A 23299-nucleotide genomic window follows, 5' to 3' on the forward strand; every position below is an offset into this window, starting at 1 on the left:
CTCGGCCGCCACCATCACCGTCGCCTCGGTCGGCCCATAGGTGTTCACCAGCCGACGCCCCACCGACCAACGCCGCGCCGCCACCTCACTGATCGCCTCAGCACCCACCAACAGGGTCTCCACCTGCGCCAGATCCTCCGGCTCCAACACCCCCAGCAACGACGGCACCACACTCGCCGCCCGCACCCCCACCAACTCCCGCAACCTGCCCGGCTGCTCCCGCTGAGCATCACTGGCGACCCACAAAGTGGCACCGGACGACAACGCCACCGCCACATCCAGCACCGACGCGTCAAAACTGAACGACGCGAACTGCAACACCCCAACCCCCGGACCCGCACCCATCACCGGACCGAACACGTCCACCAGATTCGCCAACGAGGAATGCGAGACGGCCACGCCCTTCGGCACACCCGTCGACCCCGACGTATAGATCACATACGCCAGATCACCCACCACACCCGGCGAGGCATCCGAAACGCCCGCCACCCCCGCGAGATCGTCCGAACCGATCACCACACCCACACCGGCATCAGCCAGCATGAACTCCACCCGCTCAGCCGGCAGCCCAGCATCGACCGGCAGATAAGCCGCGCCGGCCTTCCACACCCCCACAATCCCGACGATCATCTCCGTGCCACGCGGCAAACGCAGACCCACCACCGACTCCCGGCCCACACCCCGCCCCCGCAGACAGTGAGCCAGACGGTTCGCCGCCGCATCCAACTCCCCATACGACAGCTCCACACCATCAGCCACCACCGCCACCGCACCCGCATCAGCGGCAGCCCACTCCTCGAACAACTCCACCACCGACACACCCGCCACACCCGACGCCGTGTCATTCCACCGCCGCAGAAGCAGGTCACGCTCGCCCGATCCGAGTACGTCAACCTCGCGCACCCGCACGTCAGGCACCGCAGTCACCGACTCCAGCACCCCGGCGAACCACCCCGCGATCCGCTCAGCACTCCCCGCCTCGAACAAGTCCGCCGACGCGATCAATCCGCCCCGAAGCCCAGCCGGACGGCCCTCCTCGTCGAACACCTCCGACAGCGACAGATCAAGGTCGAACCTCGACACCAGGAGCGAGCTGTCCAGCGGCGCGCTCCTGGCGTTCATGTCGGGGAGTTCCGACGTGGCGCGTTCGATGTTCTGCACGGTAAGCATCACCTGGAACAGCGGATGCCGCGCCAACGACCGCTCCGGAGCAAGCTCCTCCACCAACCGCTCGAACGGCACATCCTGATGCGCAAGAGCCCCAAGGCTCGCCTCCCGCACCCGCCCCAACACAGCACGGAACTCCGGATCACCCGACAGATCCGTCCGGATCACCAACGTATTGACGAAGAAACCGACCAGATCATCCAACGCCTCATCCGTACGACCCGCCACCGCCGAACCCACCGGGATGTCCGTCCCCGCCCCCAGCCGCGACAGCGTCACCGCCAACGCAGCCTGCACCACCATGAAGACCGTCACGCCCTCAGCACGCGCCAGCTCCACCAACCGCTGATGCACCTCCGCCGACACCCGCACCGGCACGGCGTGACCGCGATGGCCGGCCACCGCCGGCCGCGGCCGGTCCACCGGCAACACCAACTCCTCAGGCGCACCGGCCAACACCCCACGCCAGTACTCAACCTGCGCCGACAGCAAGCTCTGCGGGTCAGACTCCTCCCCCAGCAACTCCCGCTGCCACAACGCGTAATCGGCATACTGCACCGGCAGCGGCTCGAACGTCGGCTCCTGCCCCCGCGACCTCGCCGCGTACGCGCGCGAGAAGTCACGCCGCAGGGCGCCGATCGACCAGCCGTCGCCGGCGATGTGATGCACCACGACAACCAGAGCCCGCTCGTCCGGCCCGGTCTGGAACAGCCACGCCCGGATGGGCAGCTCCACCGACAGATCGAAGGCGTACCGCGACGCCTGCCGCACCGCGTCCGCCAGATCCTCGGGCGCCACGTCCGACACCTGGAGTGCCCAGTCCAGGTCGCGCTCGTCGAGGATGTGCTGGTACGGCTCTCCGTCCACGGCCGGGAACACCGTCCGCAACGACTCGTGCCGCACGATCACGTCACGCAGCGCCGCGTCCAGCGCGGCGACATCCACCGCGCCGTTCAGCCGGATCGTCGTCGGCAGGTTGTAGAGCGCGTTCGGGCCCTCCAACTGCGCCAGGAACCACAGGCGCCGCTGGGCGAACGACAACGGCACCCGCTCCGGACGCGTCGCCGCGATCGCCAGCGCCGTACGGGCCTGGCCAGTGCCCCGCTCCGCGAGGCGCGCCGCCAAACCGCCGGGCGTCGGCGTCTCGAACAGCGCCCGTATCCCGACCTCCACACCCAGCACCGCGCGTATCCGCGAGATGAGCCTGACGGCCAGGAGGGAGTGCCCACCGAGCTGGAAGAAGTTGTCGTCGACTCCGACCCTCTCCATACCCAGGACCTCGGCGAAGGTCGCGCACAGCAGCTCTTCCTGCACCGTCGCCGGACCCCGGCCCGTCCCAGTGGCGTACTCAGGAGCCGGCAACGCCCGCCGGTCCAGCTTTCCGTTGACCGTCAACGGGAGTTCCGGCAGGGTGACGAACGCCGTCGGAACCATGTACTCCGGGAGCCGCGACGCCACCAACTCCCGCAGCCCCTGGGCCTCCTGGCCAGCCGGCACGACGTATGCGATCAGCCGCTTCTCACCCGGGATGTCCTCGCGAGCCACGACGGCCGCCTGGTCAACGTCCGGATGCGTCAGCAGCACGGCCTCGATCTCACCGGGCTCGATCCGGAAGCCCCGCACCTTGACCTGCGTGTCCGCCCGCCCGGCGAACAGCAGTTGCCCATCCGGAGTCCACTTGACCAGGTCCCCGGTCCGGTACATCCGCTCCCCACCGGAACCGTACGGGCACGCCACAAACCGCTCACCCGTCAACGACGGACGACGGATGTACCCGCGCGCGAGTCCCGCGCCGGCCACGTACAACTCACCCGTGACCCCGACCGGCACCGGCTCAAGCGCCTCATCCAGCACATACAGCCGACTATTGGCAATCGGCCGCCCGAACGGCACCGGACCCGAACGCCCCCCATCCACCGTCCCAATCGCCGTGATCACCGTCGACTCGGTCGGCCCATACGCATGCACCAACCGACGCCCCACCGACCACCTACGCGCCACCACCTCACCGACCGCCTCAGCCCCCACCACCATCGGCCCCACATGCGCCAGATCCTCAGGCTCCAACACCTCCAGCAACGACGGCACCACACTCGCCGCCCGAACCCCCACCAACTCCCGCAACCTGCCCGGCTGCTCCCGCTGAGCATCACTGGCGACCCACAAAGCAGCACCGGACGACAACGCCACCCCCACATCCAACACCGACGCGTCAAAACTGAACGACGCGAACTGCAACACCCCAACCCCCGGACCCGCACCCATCACCGGACCGAACACGTCCACCAGATTCGCCAGCGAGGAATGCGAGACGGCCACGCCCTTCGGCACACCCGTCGACCCCGACGTATAGATCACATACGCCAGATCACCCACCACACCCGGCGCAGAGTCCGACGAGCCACCCGAACGATCCAGATCATCCGGACCGATCACCACACCCACACCGGCATCAGCCAGCATGAACTCCACCCGCTCAGCCGGCAGACCGGCGTCGACCGGCAGATAGGCCGCGCCGGCCTTCCACACCCCCACAATCCCGACGATCATCTCCGCGCCACGCGGCAGACACAGACCCACCACCGACTCCCGGCCCACACCCCGACCCCGCAGCCAATTCGCCAGACGATTCGCCGCCGCATCCAACTCCCCATACGACAGCTCCACACCATCAGCCACCACCGCCACCGCACCCGGATCAGCGGCAGCCCACTCCTCGAACAACTCCACCACCGACACACCCGCCACACCCGACGCCGTGTCATTCCACCGCCGCAACAACACATCCCGCTCACCGGCATCCAGCACGCCCACGGAGCGCAGGGCAACGTCCGGACCGCCGATCAGTGTGTCAGCCAGCGCGTCGAGCAGGTTCTCCAGCGTGGTGTGCAGCAGTCGGCAGACCGCGGTCGCGTCGATCGAGGTGACGGCCTCCACGCTGAAGCCAAGGTTGTCCGGGCCGACGTCGTTGACCGACACCGCCACCGGGTAGTTGGTCCGCTCCCGGACCAGAACGTTCCGGATTCCCTCCACAGGCCGCTGCTGCTCGTTCTCTTCCGCGCCGGTCGGGTTCTCCGAAGCGCCGGTGATATGCCGGTAATTGAACAGCGAGGTGAAGAGGGGCGCATCGCCCGCGACGCCGCTCGCACGCTGAGCCACCGCGAGCGGAGCGTGCTCGTGCTCCAGCAGCGCCGCCAACTGCTCCCGCATCCCCTCGACCGCCGCACGCACCCCCACCTCACCGGTCCGCACCCGTACGGGAAGGGTGTTGATGAACGGTCCCAGCACCCGGTCGGCACCCGCACCGGCATTCATCCGCCCGAACAACACCGTGCCGAACACCACGTCATCACGCCCGGACAGCGCCGCCAGCACCCGCGCCCACACCACATGCAGCACCGTCGCCGTACTGACCCCGAGTTCGCGCGCCAGCTCCCGCAGCCGAACCGCCGTCTCGCCGGACACGGGGACCCGTTCAGTTACCGTGTCGCCCTCGCCGCCCCGTACATTGAGGAGCCCGTACGGCGCCGTCGGCTCGGTGACATCGCCCAGCAGCTGAGCGAAGTACCGCTCGTGCTCCTCCCTTGGAACGGCCCGCGTCTGCGCGACGAAGTTCCGGAACGGCAGCGCCGGCGCCATACGCTCCGCCTCGCCGGTCAGCACCGCACGCAGCTCCTGAAGGAGGACGTCCATGCCCAGGTGGTCCTGCAACATGTGGTGCATCCGCACGACAGCGAGCCAGCGGCCCTCCGGGATCTCGGCCGCATGCAGATCCATCAACGGCGCACGCCTCAGGTCCAATGCGGAGCCTGCCAGGGCGATCAGGGCCTCCACCCGGTGCGCGGGCTCCGCGGAATCCACCTCAAGGACGTGCTCGACAACCGGCAGTTCCGCGTGCCGCCACACCACCTGGACGGGCTCACGCAGCCCCTCCCACACCACACCCGTGCGATAGATGTCATGCCGGTCCACCACCCGCTGCAACGCCTGCACGAACGTCTCGAACCGGGACCGTGACGCAAACTCCACCACCCGCGCGGTCAGGTAGATGTCCTCTCCGTCACCCGCCATGAGGTGGTGGAAGAACATGCCCTCCTGGAGCGGGGCCAGCGGATAGACGTCGGCCACGTTCGCCGCGCCGCCGTCGACCGTCGCGACCACCCGGTCGATCTCGGCCTGCGACAGCTCGACCAGCGGCAGCATGTCCGGGGTGATCCGCTCCGCACCACCGGCGGGGATCAGATTCTCCGGAACCTCCACCGACCCGACGCCGGCCGCGCCCGCCAAACCGGCCGGGGTGGGCGACTCGAACAGCGCCCGCACCGACACCGACACACCCCGAGCCCGCAACCGCTCAACGAGCCGCACCGCAAGCAGCGAATGCCCACCGAGCTGGAAGAAGTTGTCGTCGACCCCGACCCTCTCCACGCCCAGTACGTCGGCGAAGGTCGCGCAGAGAATCTCCTCCCGCACCGTGGCCGGGGCACGTCCCGCACCTGTGGCGTACTCCGGAGCCGGCAACGCCTGACGGTCCAGCTTGCCGTTCGCGGTCAACGGCAACTCCGCCAGCATGACGAACGCCGCCGGAACCATGTACTCCGGCAACCGCGAAGCCACCAACTCCCGCAGCCCACCGGCCTCCTGGCCAACCGGCACCACATACGCCACCAACGCGTCCTCACGAACCACGACGGCGGCCTGGGCAACGTCCGGACGCGTCAGCAATACGGCCTCGATCTCACCGGGCTCGACCCGGAAACCGCGCACCTTGACCTGCGTGTCCGCCCGCCCGGCGAACAGCAGTTGCCCATCCAGAGTCCACTTGACCAGGTCCCCGGTCCGGTACATCCGCTCCCCACCAGAGCCGTACGGGCACGCCACAAACCGCTCACCCGTCAACGACGGACGACGGACGTACCCCCGCGCCAGCCCGGCACCCGCCACATACAACTCACCCCTGACCCCGACCGGCACCGGCTGAAGTGCCTCGTCGAGAACGTACAAACGGGTATTGGCAATCGGCCGCCCGAACGGCACCGGACCCGAACGCCCCGCCTCCACCACCTCAGCCGCCACCATCACCGTCGCCTCAGTCGGCCCATAGGTGTTCACCAGCCGACGCCCCACCGACCAACGCCGCGCCGCCACCTCACTGATCGCCTCAGCACCCACCAACAGGGTCTCCACCCGTGCCAGATCCTCCGGCTCCAACACCCCCAGCAACGACGGCACCACACTCGCCGCCCGAACCCCCACCAACTCCCGCAACCGCCGAGGCTGCTCCCGCTGCCCGACACTGGCGACCCACAAAGCAGCACCGGACGACAACGCCACCGCCACATCCAACACCGACGCATCGAAACTGAACGACGCGAACTGCAACACCCCAACCCCTGGACCCGCACCCATCACCGGACCGAACACACCCACCAAATTCGCCAACGAGGAATGCGAAACGGCCACACCCTTCGGCACACCCGTCGACCCCGACGTATAGATCACATACGCCAGATCACCCACCACACCCGGCGAGGCATCCGAAACGCCCGCCACCCCCGCGAGATCGTCCGAACCGATCACCACACCCACACCGGCATCAGCCAGCATGAACTCCACCCGCTCAGCCGGCAGCCCAGCATCGACCGGCAGATAAGCCGCCCCGGCCTTCCACACCCCCACAATCCCGACGATCATCTCCGCGCCACGCGGCAGACACAGACCCACCACCGACTCCCGGCCCACACCCCGCCCCCGCAGCCAATTCGCCAGACGATTCGCCGCCGCATCCAACTCCCCATACGACAGCTCCACACCATCAGCCACCACCGCCACCGCACCCGGATCAGCGGCAGCCCACTCCTCGAACAACTCCACCACCGACACACCCGCCACACCCGACGCCGTGTCATTCCACCGCCGCAGAAGCAGGTCACGCTCGCCCGATCCGAGTACGTCAACCTCGCGCACCCGCACGTCAGGCACCGCCGTCACCGACTCCAGCACCCCGCCGAACCACCCCGCGATCCGCTCAGCACTCCCCGCCTCGAACAGATCCGCCGACGCCGTCAGACCACCCCGCAAACCAGCAGGACGACCCTCCTCGTCGAACACCTCCGACAACGACAGATCAAGGTCGAACTTCGCCGCCACCGTGGCCACACCACCACCCACCACCGGCTCCCCACCGGCACGAGCACCCGGCAGCTCCAACCCACCACGCCCGACGTTCTGCACGGTGAGCATCACCTGGAACAACGGATGCCGCGCCAACGACCGCTCCGGAGCAAGCTCCTCCACCAACCGCTCGAACGGCACATCCTGATGCGCAAGAGCCCCAAGGCTCGCCTCCCGCACCCGCCCCAACACAGCACGGAACTCCGGATCACCCGACAGATCCGTCCGGATCACCAACGTATTGACGAAGAAACCGACCAGATCATCCAGCGCCTCATCGGTACGACCCGCCACCGCCGAACCCACAGGAATGTCCGTCCCCGCCCCCAGCCGCGACAGCGTCACCGCCAACGCAGCCTGCACCACCATGAAGACCGTCACGCCCTCAGCACGCGCCAGCTCCACGCACCGCTGATGCACCTCCGCCGACAAACGCATCGGCACCCGGTGACCGATGTGACTCGCCACAGCCGGCCGCGGCCGGTCCACCGGCAACGCCAACTCCTCAGGCGCACCGGCCAACACCCCACGCCAGTACTCCACCTGCGCCGACAGCAAGCTCTGCGGGTCAGACTCCTCCCCCAGCAACTCCCGCTGCCACAACGCATAATCCGCGTACTGCACCGGCAACGGCTCCCACACCGGACCCTCACCCCGCACCCGCGCCGCATACGCCACCGACACGTCCCTGGCCAGCGGACCACGCGACCAACCATCACTCGCGATGTGGTGCATGACCACCAGCAGAACCCGCTCCGCGCCGGCCTCGAACAGCCACGCCCGGATCGGCAGCTCCACCGCCAGATCGAAGGCGTACCGCGACGCCTGCCTCACGGCCTCAGGCAGCTCCTCGGACGACGACACCTGAGTGACCTGGAGTTCCCAGTCGATCTCCTCTGGGCGGAGGATCTGCTGGTACGGCTCTCCGTCCACGGCCGGGAAGAGCGTCCGCAGCGACTCGTGCCGCTCGATCACATCACGCAGCGCAGCCCCGAGAGCAGCGACGTCCACACTGCCAAGCCGGATGGGCACCGGCACGTTGTACGTCGCGCTCGGCCCCTCCAACTGCGCCAGGAACCACAGCCGCCGCTGCGCGAACGACAACGGCACCCGCTCCGGACGCGCCCACGCCCGCAACGCCGTACGAGCCCGGCCCGCACCGTCCTCGGCGAGACGCCCCGCCAGCCCGGCCACCGTAGGCGCCTCGAACAGCGCCCGGACCTCGACCTCGACCCCCAGCACCACACGAATCCGCGACACCAGCCGCACCGCCAGCAGCGAATGCCCACCGAGGTCGAAGAAGCTGTCGTCAACCCCCACCGACTCCAGCCCCAGCACCTCGGCGAACGCCGCGCACAGGATCTCTTCCTCAGGCGTGGCCGGGCCTCGACCGCCACCGGTGACGTACTCCGGTGCGGGCAGGGCACGCCGGTCCAGCTTCCCGTTGGCGGTCAGCGGCAGTTCCGCCAGCGTGACGAAGGCGGCCGGGACCATGTACTCCGGCAGCCGCGACGCGACCAACTCCCGCAGCCCGTCGACCTCCTGCTCCACTGGCACCACGTAGGCCACCAGCCGCCGGTCACCCACCGCATCCTCACGGGCCACGACCGCCACCTGCGCGACGTCCGGATGCGTCAGCAGCACGGCCTCGATCTCACCGGGCTCGATCCGGAAGCCGCGCACCTTCACCTGCTCGTCCGCCCGGCCCAGGAACACCAACTGGCCATCGCCGGTCCACTTCACCAGGTCCCCGGTCCGGTACATCCGCTCGCCACCGGAACCGTACGGACACGCAACAAACCGCTCACCCGTCAACGACGGACGCCCCACATACCCGCGCGCCACCCCGGCACCAGCCACATACAGCTCACCCGCAACCCCCACCGGCACCGGCTGAAGCGCCTCGTCCAGCACGAACAGGCTGGTGTTGGCGATCGGCGTACCGATCGGCACCACGTCAGCGTGCGGCGACAGTTCGACCGTGGCCACGCCAATCGTGGTCTCCGTCGGCCCGTAGTGGTTGAACACCCGCCGGCCACCGGCAGCAGCCGTCTCCACCAGCTCCCGCACCCAGCCAACGCCCGCCGCCTCACCACCAAGCACCAGCGACCCCGCCGGCAGCAACGGCTCGACACCGACCGCGGCCGTCAAGGCAGCCAAATGCGACGGCACCACCTTGAACGCATCGATCCGCTGCTCGGCGAGATACTCCGCCACCGCCTCCGGATCAGTCACCGCCCCCGCGTCCAGCACATGCAACTGCCCACCCGTGGCCAGACTGGTGAACACCACCGTGTTCCCCAGGTCCGTCACCTGCGCCTGAAGAAGCGCATACTTCGCCCCCGGCAACGACCAGCCCAGCCGCACCGACACCGACGAGACATAGTTGGCCAGCGAACCGTGCGTGACCGCCACACCCTTCGGCACACCCGTCGACCCCGACGTATAGATCACATACGCCAGCCCCGCCGGCTCGACCGCCACCCCGGGCGCCGCCGCACCCGCATAACCGTCCAGGACCACACCGGTCACCGGATCGTCGATCGCCACCATCCGCACCCGCCCCACCGGCAGGTCATCCAGCGCGTCCTGAGTCCCCAGCACCACCTGCGCACCACTGTCGGCCAGCATGTAAGCCAGCCGCTCGACGGGCAGCTCGGCGTCGATCGGCAGATAGGCCGCGCCCGCCTTCCACACCGCCAGAATCGCCGTGACCATCTCCACGCCACGCGGCAGGCACAAGCCCACCAGCGACTCGCGCCCCACACCCATGTCACGCAGGTAGCAGGCCAACCGATCGACCTGCGCCCCAAGTCGGCCGTACGACAGCTCGACGCCCTCGGCGACCACCGCCACCGCATCCGGAGCCGCAGCCACCCGCCGCTCGAACAGCTCCACCACCGAAGACGACGTCCCCGCCTCCACCGCGGTGTCGTTCCACTCCCGCAGCACCCGGCCCCGCTCCGCTGTGTCAAGCACCTCCACCGCGCTCAACCGCACATCCGGAGTCGCCGTCACAACCTCAAGCACCCGGCCGAACCACCGCGCGAACCGGTCCGCCGCAGACGCGTCGAACAGGTCCGCCGCCACCGTCACCGCACCGCGCAGCCCCGCCGGACGCCCCTCGGCGTCATGCGTCTCCCGCAGTGAGAACCACAGGTCGAACTTCACGGAGGTCAGCGCGCTCGCGTCCAGGCCCACGGGCCCGCCCTCGCCACCGCCGCCTCCGCCGGTGCGGACGCCGGGCATGTCCAGCGCCGCATCCCCCGTGGTCTGCATCGTCAGCACCACCTGCGCCAACGGATGCCGCGCCATCGACCGAGACGGCGCCAACTCCTCCACCAACCGCTCGAACGGCACATCCTGATGAGCAAGAGCCCCCAGGCTCGCCTCCCGCACCCTCCCCAACACAGCACGGAACTCCGGATCACCCGACAGATCCGTCCGGATCACCAACGTATTCAGGAAGAACCCGACCAGACCGTCCAACGCCTCATCCGTACGACCCGCCACCGGCGAACCCACAGGAATGTCCGTCCCGGCCCCGACCCGCGACAGCGTCACCGCCAGCGCGGCCTGCAACACCATGAACACCGTCACACCCTCGGCACGGGCCAGTTCCGCCAGCCGCCCGTGCACCTCCGCCGGCACCCGCACCGGCACCCGATGCCCCTCATGACTCGCCACCACCGGACGCGGCCGGTCCACCGGCAACGCCAACTCCTCAGGCGCACCAGCGAGCATCCCCCGCCAGTACTCCACCTGCCGCGACAGCAGGCTCTCCGGGTCCGACCCCTCCCCCAGCAACTCCCGCTGCCACAACGCATAATCGGCATACTGCACCGGCAGCGGCTCGAACGTCGGCTCCTGCCCCCGCGACCTCGCCGCATACGCCGCCGACAGATCCCGACTCAGCGGCCCCATCGACAAACCGTCACCGGCGATGTGATGCATCACCACCACCAGCACCTGCTCCTGGCCGCCCGAACCCGCCACCTCGAACAGCCACACCCGGACCGGCAACTCCACCGACAGGTCGAAGGTGTATTGCATCGCCTGGCCCATGGCGTCAGCCAGGTTCTCGGGCTCGACCGCGGCGGTCTCCAACTGCCAGTCCACGTCCCGCGTGTCGAGGACGTGCTGATACGGCTCCCCGTCCTCCGCCAGGAAGACCGTCCGCAGCGACTCGTGCCGGGCGATCACGTCCCGGAACGCCTGCTCCAGCACCACGGCGTCCACACCGCTCAGCCCGATCCGGACCGAGACGTTGTACGTCGGGCTCGGGCCCTCCAACTGCGCCAGGAACCACAGTCGCCGCTGCGCGAACGACAACGGCACCCGCTCCGGACGCGTCGCCGCCACCCGCAGCGGGACACGCCCCAGGCCTCGCGCCTCCTCGGCGAACCGGGCCGCCAGGGCCGCCACCGTGGGCGCCTCGAACAGCGCCCTGACCTCGACCTCGACGCCCAGTGCCGCACGTATCCGCGCAGTCAGCCGGACCGCGAGCAGCGAATGCCCGCCCAGTGCGAAGAAGCTGTCGTCGACGCCCACCGAGTCCAGCCCCAGCACCTCGGCGAAGACCGAGCACAGGATCTCTTCCTCGGGCGTGGCGGGGCCGCGGCCCGCGCCCGTCGCGTATTCCGGTGCGGGCAGGGCACGGCGGTCCAGCTTGCCGTTGACGGTCAGCGGGAATTCTGCGAGTTCCACGACCGCGGCCGGGACCATGTACTCGGGCAGGCGCCCCGCCACGAGGTCACGCACGTCGTCCGGGTCGATTCCGCCGCCGAGGTCGCCGTCGTTCTCGACTGGTACGACGTAGGCCACCAGCCGCTTCTCACCCGGGGTGTCCTCGCGGGCCAGTACGGCGGCCTGCCGCACGTTCGGGTGGGTCAGCAGCAGCGTCTCGATCTCGCCGGGTTCGATCCGGAAGCCGCGGACCTTCACCTGCTCGTCCACCCGGCCGAGGAACATGAGCCGCCCGTCGGCCGTCCACTTCACCAGGTCGCCGGTGCGGTACATGCGCGCACCGCCGGTCCCGTAGGGGCAGGCCACGAACCGCTCGGCCGTCAGCCCCGCACGACCCACGTAGCCGCGCGCCACGCCCGCGCCGGCGACGTACAGCTCACCGGCAACCCCGACCGGCACCGGGTTGAGCATGCCGTCCAGCGCGTAGAGGCGCGTGTTGGCGATGGGAGTACCGATCGACGGTTCGTCGCCGGCGGCCAGCGGCGCCGACATCGAGGCGCATACGGTCGTCTCCGTCGGACCGTACGCGTTGATGAAGTGCCGTTCCGGCGTCGCCCACCGTGCGACGAGGCCCGCGTCCAGTGCCTCGCCGGCCGACACCAGCGTGGTCACCGACGCGAGTTCGCCCGCGTCCAGGGCGCCGAGGACGACCGGGGGGAGGGTCGCGTGGGTCACGCCGTGGCGCGCCACGACCTCTGCGAGCCCGCCATCCGGAAGCAGTTCGTCCGCCGAGGCCGTCACCAGGGCCGCTCCGGTGCCGAGGGCCATGACCACTTCCCACGTGGCGGCGTCGAAGCCGATCGAGGCGAACTGGAGCACCCGCGAGTCCCGGCCCACCGACAGCCGCTCACTCTGGGTCGCCACCAGGTTGACCGCACCGGCATGGGCGACCGCCACACCCTTCGGCGTCCCTGTCGACCCGGACGTGTAGATCACATACGCCACCCCGGCCGGATGGATCGTCACATTGGGCGGCGCGGTGGTGGGGTGGGCGTCCAGCAGGGCGATCGTCATCGGATCGTCGAGGGCGACCAACGGCACGCGCCCGACCGGCAGATCCTCCAGGGCGTCCTCGGTCCCGAGCACCAGCTCCGCGCCGCTGCCGGCCAGCATGAACGCCACTCGATCCACCGGCAGCCGCCCGTCGATGGGCAGGTATGCCGCGCCGGCCTTCCACACGGCCAGGATCGCCGTCACCAGCTCCGCACCACGCGGCAGGCACAGTCCGACCACCGATTCGGCGCCCACGCCCCGGCTGCGCAGGTGGTTCGCGAGTCGATTCGCCGCCGCGTCCACCTCGCGATACGTCAGCTCCGCGCCGTCGGTGACGACTGCCACGGCATCCGGCGTGTCCGCCACCCACCGGTCGAACAGCTCGACAACCGACGAGCCGGACACCTCGACCGCCGAGTCGTTCCATCCGCTCAGCAGCGCGTCACGCTCGTCGGAGCCGAGCACGTCCACGGCGTGGAGAGAGATGTCCGGGCCGCCGTCCAGCGCGCCGACGAGCGCACGAACGAGGTTTTCCGCCGCGGTGGCCATCAGCCCGACGATCGCCCGCGGATCGAGCAGGGCGACCGTCTGCACGCCGAAGCTCAGACCGTCCACGCCTCGATCGCTGACCGACGCCGCCACCGGATAGTTGGTCCGGTCCTGGACGACGACCCGCTGGATGCCTTCGACCGGCCGCCGCCCGTTCGCCTCGCCACCGGCCGGGCTCTCCGAACCACCGTTGACATGGCGGTAGTTGAACAGCGACGTGAACAGGGGTGTGTCGCCCGCGACACCGCTCGCGCTCTGCGCCACCGCGAGCGGCGCGTGCTCGTGCTCCAGCAGCGCCGCGAGCCGGTCCCGCATGCTCTCGACCGCGGCGCGCACCCCCGTCCCGCCGGTCTGCATGCGCACCGGGAGGGTGTTCATGAACGGGCCCACGACACGGTCGGCGCCCGCACCGGCGTTCATCCGACCGAACAGGACCGTGCCGAACACCACGTCCTCACGGCCCGACAGCGCGGCCAGCACCCGCGCCCACATCACATGCAGCACCGTCGCGGGGCTGACGCCCAGCTCCCGCGCCACCCGCCGCAGCCCCTCCACGACCTCGTCGGAGACCGGCGCGGCCGCCGAGACCACACCACTGCCGTCGCCACGCACGTCCAGCAGCCCGTACGGGGCGGTCGACTCGGTGACATCGCCCAGTGCTTCGGCGAAGTACCGCTCGTGCTCCTCCCTGGGCACGGCGCGTGTCTGCGCCACGAAGTTGCGGAACGGCAGCGCCGGCGCCAGCCGGTCCGCCTCGCCGGACAGCACCGCCCGCAGTTCATCCAGCAGGACGTCCATGCCCAGGTGGTCCTGAAGCAGGTGGTGCATCCGTACGACGGCCAGCCAGCGGCCCTCCGACACCTCGGCCACGTGCAGATCCATCAACGGCGCACGGCCCAGGTCCATCACAAGACCGGCCGTGGCGATCAACTCGTCGACGCACTGCGCCGATTCAGCGGCGTCCGCTTGGAGCGAGTGCTCGACAACGGACAGTTCCGCGTGCCGCCACACCACCTGGACCGGCTCCCGCAGCCCTTCCCACACCACGCCCGTGCGGTAGATGTCATGCCGGTTCACGACCTGCTGGAGTGCCTGCGCGAACGTCTCCAGCCGGGCGCGGGAGTCGAACTCCACGACTCGCGGGGTGAGATAGACGTCCTCGCCCTCGCCGGCCATGAGGTGGTGGAAGAGCAGGCCTTCCTGGAGCGGGGCCAGCGGATAGACGTCGGCCACGTTCGCCGCCCCGCCCTCGACGGTCGCCACCACCCGGTCGATCTCCGCCTGCGACAGCTCGACCAACGGCAGCATGTCCGGGGTGATGTGCTCCGCGCCGCCGGCCGGGATCAGATTCTCGGGAACCTCCACCGATCCGATCCCCGTGGCCTCGGCCAGCTCGGCCGGGGTCGGCGCCTCGAACAACGCCCGCACCGAAACCGACACACCCCGCGCCCGCAACCGCTCGACCAGCGTCACCGCCAGCAGCGAATGCCCACCGAGCTGGAAGAAGTTGTCGTCGACACCGACCCGCTCCACGCCCAAGACCTCGGCGAAGGTCGCGCACAGCAGCTCTTCCTGCACCGTGGCCGGGCCCCGGCCCGCACCAGTGGCGTACTCAGGCGCCGGCAACGCCCGCCGGTCCAGCTTTCCGTTGCTCGTCAGCGGCAACTCGGGCAGCACCACCACGGCGGACGGGACCATGTACTCCGGCAGCCGCTCCGCCACGAGATTGTGCAGACCGGCGGTGTCGGTGTCCGTTTCGGGGTCGGCGGGGACGACGTATGCGACCAGGCGCCGGTCGCCCGGGGTGTCCTCGCGGGCGACGACCGCGGCCTGCGCGATGTCCGGGTGCGCGAGTAGTACGGCTTCGATCTCGCCGGGTTCGATGCGGAAGCCGCGGATCTTGACCTGCTCGTCGGCGCGGCCGAGGAAGACCAGCCGACCGTCGAAGGTCCACCTCACCAGGTCTCCGGTGCGGTACATCCGGTCACCGCCGGTCCCGAAGGGGCACGCCACGAAGCGCTCGCCCGTGAGGGACGGGCGGCCGACATAGCCGCGCGCGAGTGCGACGCCGGCCACGTACAGCTCGCCGGGCACTCCGACCGGCACCGGCTGAAGCGCCTCGTCCAGCACGAACAGGCGAGTGTTGGCGATCGGCGTACCGATCGGCACCACGTCGTCGTGCGCAGACAGCTCGGCCGTGGCCACACCGATCGTGGTCTCCGTCGGGCCGTAATGGTTGAACACCCGCCGGCCCTCGGCAACAGCAGTCCGCACCAGCTCCCGCACCCAGCCGGCTGAGGCCGCCTCCCCGCCAAGGACCAGGGACTGCCCCGGCAGCAACGGCTCCACACCCACCGCAGCCGTCAACGCCGCCAGATGCGACGGCACCACCTTGAACGCATCGATCCGCCGCTCGGCGAGAGAGCTTGCCACCGCTTCCGGATCGGTGACCGCCTCCTCGTCCAGCACATGCAACTGCCCACCCGTGGCCAGGCTCGTGAACACCACCGTGTTCCCCAGGTCCGTCACCTGCGCCTGAAGAAGCGCATACCGCGCCCCCGGCAACGACCACCCCAGCCGCACCGACACCGACGACACGTAGTTCGCCAGCGAACCGTGCGTAACCGCCACACCCTTCGGCACACCCGTCGAACCGGACGTATAGATCACATACGCCAGCCCCGCCGGGTCCAGCACCACCCCGGGCGCCGCCTCCGAGCAGCCCTCCAGGAACATGCCGGTCAGCGGATCGTCGATCGCCACCATCCGCGCCCGCCCGACCGGCAGGTCATCAAGCGCGTCCTGCGTGCCCAGCACCAACTCTGCCCGGCTGTCGGCCAGCATGTACGCCACCCGCTCCGCCGGCAGCTCGGCATCGACCGGCAGATACGCCGCCCCGGCCTTCCACACCGCCAGGATCGCCGTGACCATCTCCGCCCCGCGCGGCAGGCACAGCCCGACAACCGACTCACGGCCCACACCCTGACCACGCAGATAGTTCGCAAGGCGATTCGCCGACGCGTCCAGTTGCGCGTACGACAACTCGACACCCTCGGCCACCACCGCAACCGCATCCGCCCGAACCTGCCGCTCGAACAGCTCCACGACCGAGGACGTCTCCCCCTCCACGGCCGTGTCGTTCCACCGTGCCAGCACCCGGTCCCGCTCATCGGCATCGAGCACATCCACCGCGCTCAACCGCACATCCGGAGCCTCGGTCACCGTGTTCAACACCCGCATCCACCGCTCGGCGATCGCCTCAACCGAGCTGCGGTCAAACAGATCCGCCGACGCCATGACCGAGCCCCGCAGACCCGCGGGCCGGCCTTCGCCGTCGAACTGCTCCCCCACCGCGAGGTGCAGATCGAACCGGACCGGGACCATGGCCGACTCGCCACCCGTGGGGCGCCCGGCCTCCGACCGCCCGCCCGTCGGCTGCCCGGCCGCTCCCGTCATCACGTCGGGCAGGTCCAGCGCCGAGCGCCGGGTGTTCTGCATCATGAGGACGACCTGGTACAGCGGGTTGCGGCTCTGTGAGCGTGCCGGGGCCAGCTCCTCCACCAGCCGCTCGAACGGCACGTCCTGGTGCGCGAACGCGTTCAGGCTGGTGTCGCGGACGCGCCGCACCACCTGCCGGAACTCCGGGTCGCCGGACAGGTCGGTCCGGATCACCAGGTTGTTGACGAAGAACCCGACCATGTCCTCCAGCGCCTGGTCGACACGGCCCGCGATCGGCGACCCGACGGGGATGTCCGTGCCGGCCCCGAGGCGCGACAGCGTCACCGCGAGGGAGGCCTGCAACACCATGTACGAGGTGGCGCCCTCCGCGCGCGCCAGCTCCGTGACCCGGCGGTGCACCTCCGCCGACAGCCGCACCGGCACCCGGTGCCCACGGTGGCCGGCCACCGCCGGACGGGGCCGGTCCACCGGCAGCGCAAGTTCCTCGGGCGCACCGGCGAGCGCCTGCCGCCAGTACTCCACCTGCTTCGACAGCAGGCTCTCCGGGTCCGACTCCTCGCCCAGCAACTCCCGTTGCCACAGCGTGTAGTCGGCGTACTGCACCGGCAGCGGCTCCCAGTCGGGCGCCTCACCGCGCCGCCGCGCCGCATACGCCCTCGACACGTCGCGGGCGAGCGGCGCCATCGACCATCCGTCGCCGGCGATGTGGTGGACGAGGACGACCAGGAGGCCTTCGCCCGCCTGGCGTTGCTCGTCGGCCCCGGGACGGTCGGTGTCCGCCGGGGTGTCCGTCAGGAACAGCCAGGCCCGGATCGGCATGTCGGCCGCCAGGTCGAAGGTGCTCCAGGCGATCTCCTCCGTCGCCGCCGGGAGTTCGTCGGGCGCGACATGGCGTACTCGCAGTTCCCAGTCGAGTTCTTCCGGAGCCAGAATGTGCTGGTACGGCTCGCCGTCCGCGACCTTGAACAGCGTACGCAACGACTCGTGGCGGACGATCACGTCGCGCAGCGCCGCGGCCAGCGCCGCCACGTCCAGGTCACCGCGGAGCGGGACCGCCAGCGGCACGTTGTACGTCGGGCTCGGGCCCTCCAGCTGGCTCAGGAACCACAGCCGCCGCTGCGCGAACGACAACGGAATCATCACTGATTCTCCTTACGCATCGGACGAAGAGCCGGTCGGGTCGCTGACTTCTCGCTGCCCAACTTCGCTGCGAGCGCCGCCGGGGTCGGTGCTTCGAAGAGGGTTCTGATCTTGACTTCCACGCCGAGCCGGGCGCGGATACGGGACAGCAGGCTGATCGCGAGCAGGGAGTGCCCGCCGAGGTCGAAGAAGCTGTCGTCCACCCGGACCGAGGGGAGTTGCAGCACCTCTGCGAAGACCTCGCACAGGGCGGCTTCCTTCTCGTCGGCCGGCTCGCGGTGAGCCGTCTCGGGTGTGGTGTGCTCGGGTGCGGGCAGGGACCTGCGGTCGAGTTTTCCGCTGCCGGTCAGTGGTAGTTCGGGGAGCGGGACGATGGTGGCGGGGACCATGTAGTCGGGCAGGAGGCGTGCGAGGTGCTCGCGGAGGCCGTCGGCTCCCCCTCCTGCATCGCTGTCTGCGCCGTCGGCCGGGACTACGTAAGCGACGAGACGCGGATCTCCCGTTCCCGGTACGTCGTCGCGGGTGATCACCGCGGCCTGGGCGACGTCGGGGTGGCTGCGCAGCGCCGCCTCGATCTCGGCGGGTTCGATCCGGAATCCGCGGATCTTGACCTGCTCGTCGGCACGGCCGAGGAACACCAACTGCCCGTCCGACGTCCATTTGACGAGGTCCCCGGTGCGGTACATGCGCGTCCCCGGCGGGCCGAACGGGCAGGCCACGAACCGCTCACTGGTCAACCCGGACCTGCCCACGTAGCCCCGGGCCACCTGGGCACCGGCGGCGTACAGCTCACCGGCCACGCCGACCGGCACCGGTTCCAGTGCGTCGTCCAGTACGAATACGCGGGTGCCGGCGAGGGGTGCGCCGATCGGCACGACTCCGCCGGCGACCGTGTCGGGGGTCAGCCGCGCGGTGGTGATGCCGATCGTGGTCTCCGTCGGCCCGTAGTGGTTGTGGATCTGCCGGTCTTCGGCCTCCAGCAGCAGTTCGGCCACCCATGGCGTCGGGGCGGCCTCTCCGCCGAGTACCAGGGAACGGGCCGGCAGCACCTGTCGGGCACCGGCCGCGGCGGACAGCGCGGCCAGGTGCGAGGGCACCGCCTTGACGAAGTCGATGCGGTGGTCCCGCAGGTAGCCGGTCACGGCGGCCGGGTCGGTCACCGAGTCGGGGTCCAGGATGTGCAGTTGGCCGCCGGTGATCAGGCTGGTGAAGAGGACCGTGTTGCCCAGGTCCGTCACCTGCGGTTGCAGCAGCGCGTATCGCGCGCCGGCCTCCGACCAGCCGAGGCGATCCGCCGCCGATGAGACATAGCCGGCCAGCCCGCCGTGGGTGACCGCCACACCCTTGGGGGTGCCTGTTGAGCCCGATGTGTAGATGACGTAGGCCAGTTGCGCGGGATCGGCCGTCACTGGCGGTGCGTCCTCGGGGTACTCGGACGGCAAGTCCGGGTTGTCCAGCGGAACCGCGGTGGTGCCGGCCGGTGCCCCGACCTCCGCCCCGGCGGTCAGCATCAGGCGCGCTCCACTGTCGGTGAGCATGAAGGCGACGCGTTCGGCGGGGAGTTGGGCTTCGATCGGCAGGTAGGCCGCTCCCGCCTTGAAGACCGCCAGGATCGCCGTGATCGTCTGGAGGCCTCGGGGCAGGCACAGCCCGACCACCGTCTCGGGGCCGGCGCCCAGGGTGCGCAGCTTGTGAGCGAGCCGGTTCGCGTCCGCGTCGAGCCGGCCGTACGACACCTCGGCGCCGTCGGCCACCACGGCGATCGCGTCGGGGTCGGCCGCAACCCGCTGCTGAAACAGCTCGATGACGGTCGACTCCGGAGGAGCCGTCGGGGTGTGGTTCCAGGCGTTCAGCACCAGGTCGCGTTCGTGGCCGTCCAGGATGTCCACCGCGTGGAGCCGCAGGTCCGGGGCCGCGGTCACGGCCTCCAGCACCCGCAGGAACCGCCCGGCCATCCGGCCTGCTGCCGGTTCGTCGAACAGGTCCGCCGTGACGGTCACGCCGCCGCGCAGTCCGGCGGGTCGGCCGTGCTCGTCGAACACCTCCGCGACCGACACGAAGAAGTCGTACCTGCCCGGCGCCGTGGCGGACTCGTCGAGTACGGCTCCCGCGCCGCCGGTCCGCAGGCCGGGCAGGTCGAGGGCCGCGCGCTGGTTGTTCTGCAGGGTCAGCATGACCTGGAACAGCGGATGCCGTCCCAGTGTCCTGGACGGGGCGAGTTCTTCCACCAGCCGCTCGAACGGCACGTCCTGGTGGGCGAGCGCGCCGAGGCTCGCCTCGCGCACCCGTCCCAGCACCTGCCGGAACTCCGGGTCGCCGGACAGGTCGGTCCGGATCACCAGCGTGTTGAGGAAGAAGCCGACCAGGTCGTCCAGCGCCTCGTCGGTGCGGCCCGCGATCGGCGATCCGATCGGGATGTCCGTACCGGCTCCCAGCCGCGACAGGGTCACGGCGAGTGCGGCTTGCAGGACCATGAACGTCGTGACGCCTTCGGTGCGGGCGAGGTCGACCAGCCGGCCGTGGATTTCGCCCGGCACCTCCAGGGGCACCCGGTGCGCGCGGCGGCCGGCGACGGGCGGGCGTGGCCGGTCGGCCGGCAGCGCCAGCTCCTCCGGTGCCCCGGCCAGCGCCTGCCGCCAGTAGTCGACCTGCGCCGACAATGTGCTGCCGGGGTCGGACTCGTCGCCGAGCACGTCTCGCTGCCAGAGGGTGTAGTCGGCGTACTGCACCGGCAGCGGGGCCCAGGCCGGGGCCTCACCGCGCAGCCGTGCCGCGTACGCCACTGACAGGTCGCGGCCGAGCGGCCCCATCGACCAGCCGTCAGAGGCGATGTGGTGCACCAGTACGAGGAGGATGCGGGCCTCCGGTCCGGCGTCGAAGAACCATACGCGGATGGGTAGTTCGGCCGACAGGTTGAACGTGTGCCGTGACGCACGGGCCACGGCATCCGCCAGCTCGCCGGGCTCCAGCCGCGTGACTTCCAGTTCCCAGTCCAGGTCGCGCGGGTCGAGGATCTGCTGGTACGGCTCGTCGTCCACGGCCGGGAAGACCGTCCGCAGCGACTCGTGCCGGACGATCACGTCGCGCAGCGCCGCGCCCAGCGCGGTGACATCCACATCGCCGCTGAGACGGAGCGACACGGGGATGTTGTACGTCGGGCTCGGGCCTTCGAGCTGGTCCAGGAACCACAGGCGGCGCTGCGCGAACGACAACGGCACGCGGTCGGGACGCGTCGCCGCGACTCGCAGGGGGGTACGGGCCCGGTGTGTTCCGGGAGTGGAGAGACGTGCGGCCACCCCGGCCACGGTCTGCACCTCGAACAGCGTCCGCAGGGGCAACTCGGCGCCGAGGACTGCGCGTATCCGCGAGATCAGCCGCACGGCGAGGAGTGAGTGGCCACCGAGGGCGAAGAAGCTGTCGTCGACCCCGACCGACTCCAGGCCGAGGACGTCGGCGAAGGCCGCGCACAGGATTTCTTCGTGGACGGTGGCCGGTGCGCGGCCCGTGCCGGTGGTGTACTCCGGTGCGGGCAGCGCACGCCGGTCCAGTTTGCCGTTGACGGTGACCGGCAGCTGGGGGAGGGGCACGAATGCGGACGGGATCATGTACTCCGGCAGCCGCGCAGCCACCAACTCCCGTAGTCCGTCGACCTCCTGGCCGGTCGGCACTACGTAGGCGACCAGTCGCTTGTCGCCCGGCACGTCCTCGCGGGCCACCACGGCGGCCTGACCCACACCCGGATGCTCCAGCAGTACGGCCTCGATCTCACCCGGCTCGATCCGGAACCCACGGATCTTCACCTGCTCGTCCGCCCGGCCCAGGAACACCAACTGGCCATCGCCGGTCCACTTCACCAAGTCCCCGGTCCGGTACATCCGCTCACCTACCGACGCATACGGGCAAGCCACGAAACGCTCACCGGTCAGCGACGGGCGACCGACATACCCATGGGCCAACTGAACCCCGGACAGATACAACTCACCCGCAACCCCGACCGGCACCGGAACCAGATACTCATCCAGCACGAAGACCCGGGTATTGGCCACCGGCGCACCGATCGGCACCAGACCCTCACCCTGCGCCGGATCACACGCCCAAGCGGTGACATCCACCGCCGCCTCCGTCGGCCCATACAGGTTGTGCAACTCCACACCGGTGAACGCCTCGAAGAACCGCGCCTGCGTGGGCAGGGACAACGCCTCGCCACTGCACACCACATGCCGCAGACTCCCCAGCCCACCAGCACCCACCTGCAAGAACGCGTCCAGCATCGACGGCACGAAATGCACCACACTGACACACTGCTCACGGATCACATCCGCCACATAACCCGGATCACGGTGCCCACCGGGACGCGCGACCACCAGCGTCGCACCCCACACCACAGTCCCGACCAACTCCCACACCGACACGTCGAACACCGCCGGCGTCTTCTGCAACACCCGATCCCCCGCACCGAACCCATACCGGTCCCGCATCCACACCAACCGGTTCACAACGCTCCGATGAGAGACCGCAACCCCCTTCGGCCGCCCCGTCGAACCCGACGTATAGATCACATACGCCGCCTGCCGCACATCCACCGAAACAGGCCCCGCAACAACCCCGCCCTGGCCTGTCGACACCCGGGCCACAGCCTCCGCATCATCCAGCACCACCACCGGCGCCGCATCCTCCAACAACAACGCCACCCGCTCCGCCGGATAACCCGGATCCACCGGCAGATACGCCGCCCCCGCCTTCAACACCCCCCACAACGCAACAACCAGCTCAACCCCACGCTCCAACACCACCGCCACCGTCGACCCCGCAACCACACCCCGACCGACCAGATGATGAGCCAGCCGCCCCGCCCGCACATCCAACTCCGCATACGACAACTCCACCCCCTCAAACACCACCGCCACCGCATCCGGCGACCGCCGCACCCGCTCCTCGAACAACCCCACCAAGGACCCCGACTCCACCACCCCAGCCGTGTCATTCCACCCGACCAGCACCCGCTCCCGCTCACGCGTGTCCAGAACCTCGACCTCGTGCAGCCGGACGTCCGGATCACCGACCACCGTCC

General features: G+C 69.9%; 2 protein-coding genes (both only partly in view). Both read right to left on the reverse strand.

Features of this window, described 5'->3' with window-relative positions; translation table 11 throughout:
* A protein-coding gene (locus Q4V64_RS04875) for a non-ribosomal peptide synthase/polyketide synthase (protein ID WP_303709018.1) crosses the window boundary here: on the reverse strand, positions 1-18228 show its 5' portion. It extends 17601 nt beyond the left edge of the window; the window shows 18228 of its 35829 coding nt (coding positions 1-18228); the start codon lies at positions 18226-18228; the stop codon falls past the left edge of the window.
* Positions 18228-23299: the 3' portion of a non-ribosomal peptide synthase/polyketide synthase gene (locus Q4V64_RS04880; RefSeq protein ID WP_303709019.1), read on the reverse strand. 36199 nt of this gene lie beyond the right edge of the window; 5072 of the gene's 41271 nt are visible here — the last part of the coding sequence; its start codon lies beyond the right edge, outside the window — the gene reads right to left on this strand; its stop codon occupies positions 18228-18230. Before Q4V64_RS04880 ends, Q4V64_RS04875 begins: the two co-directional genes overlap by 1 nt.

The organism is Streptomyces sp. NL15-2K (genome assembly GCF_030551255.1).
Lineage (GTDB): Bacteria > Actinomycetota > Actinomycetes > Streptomycetales > Streptomycetaceae > Streptomyces.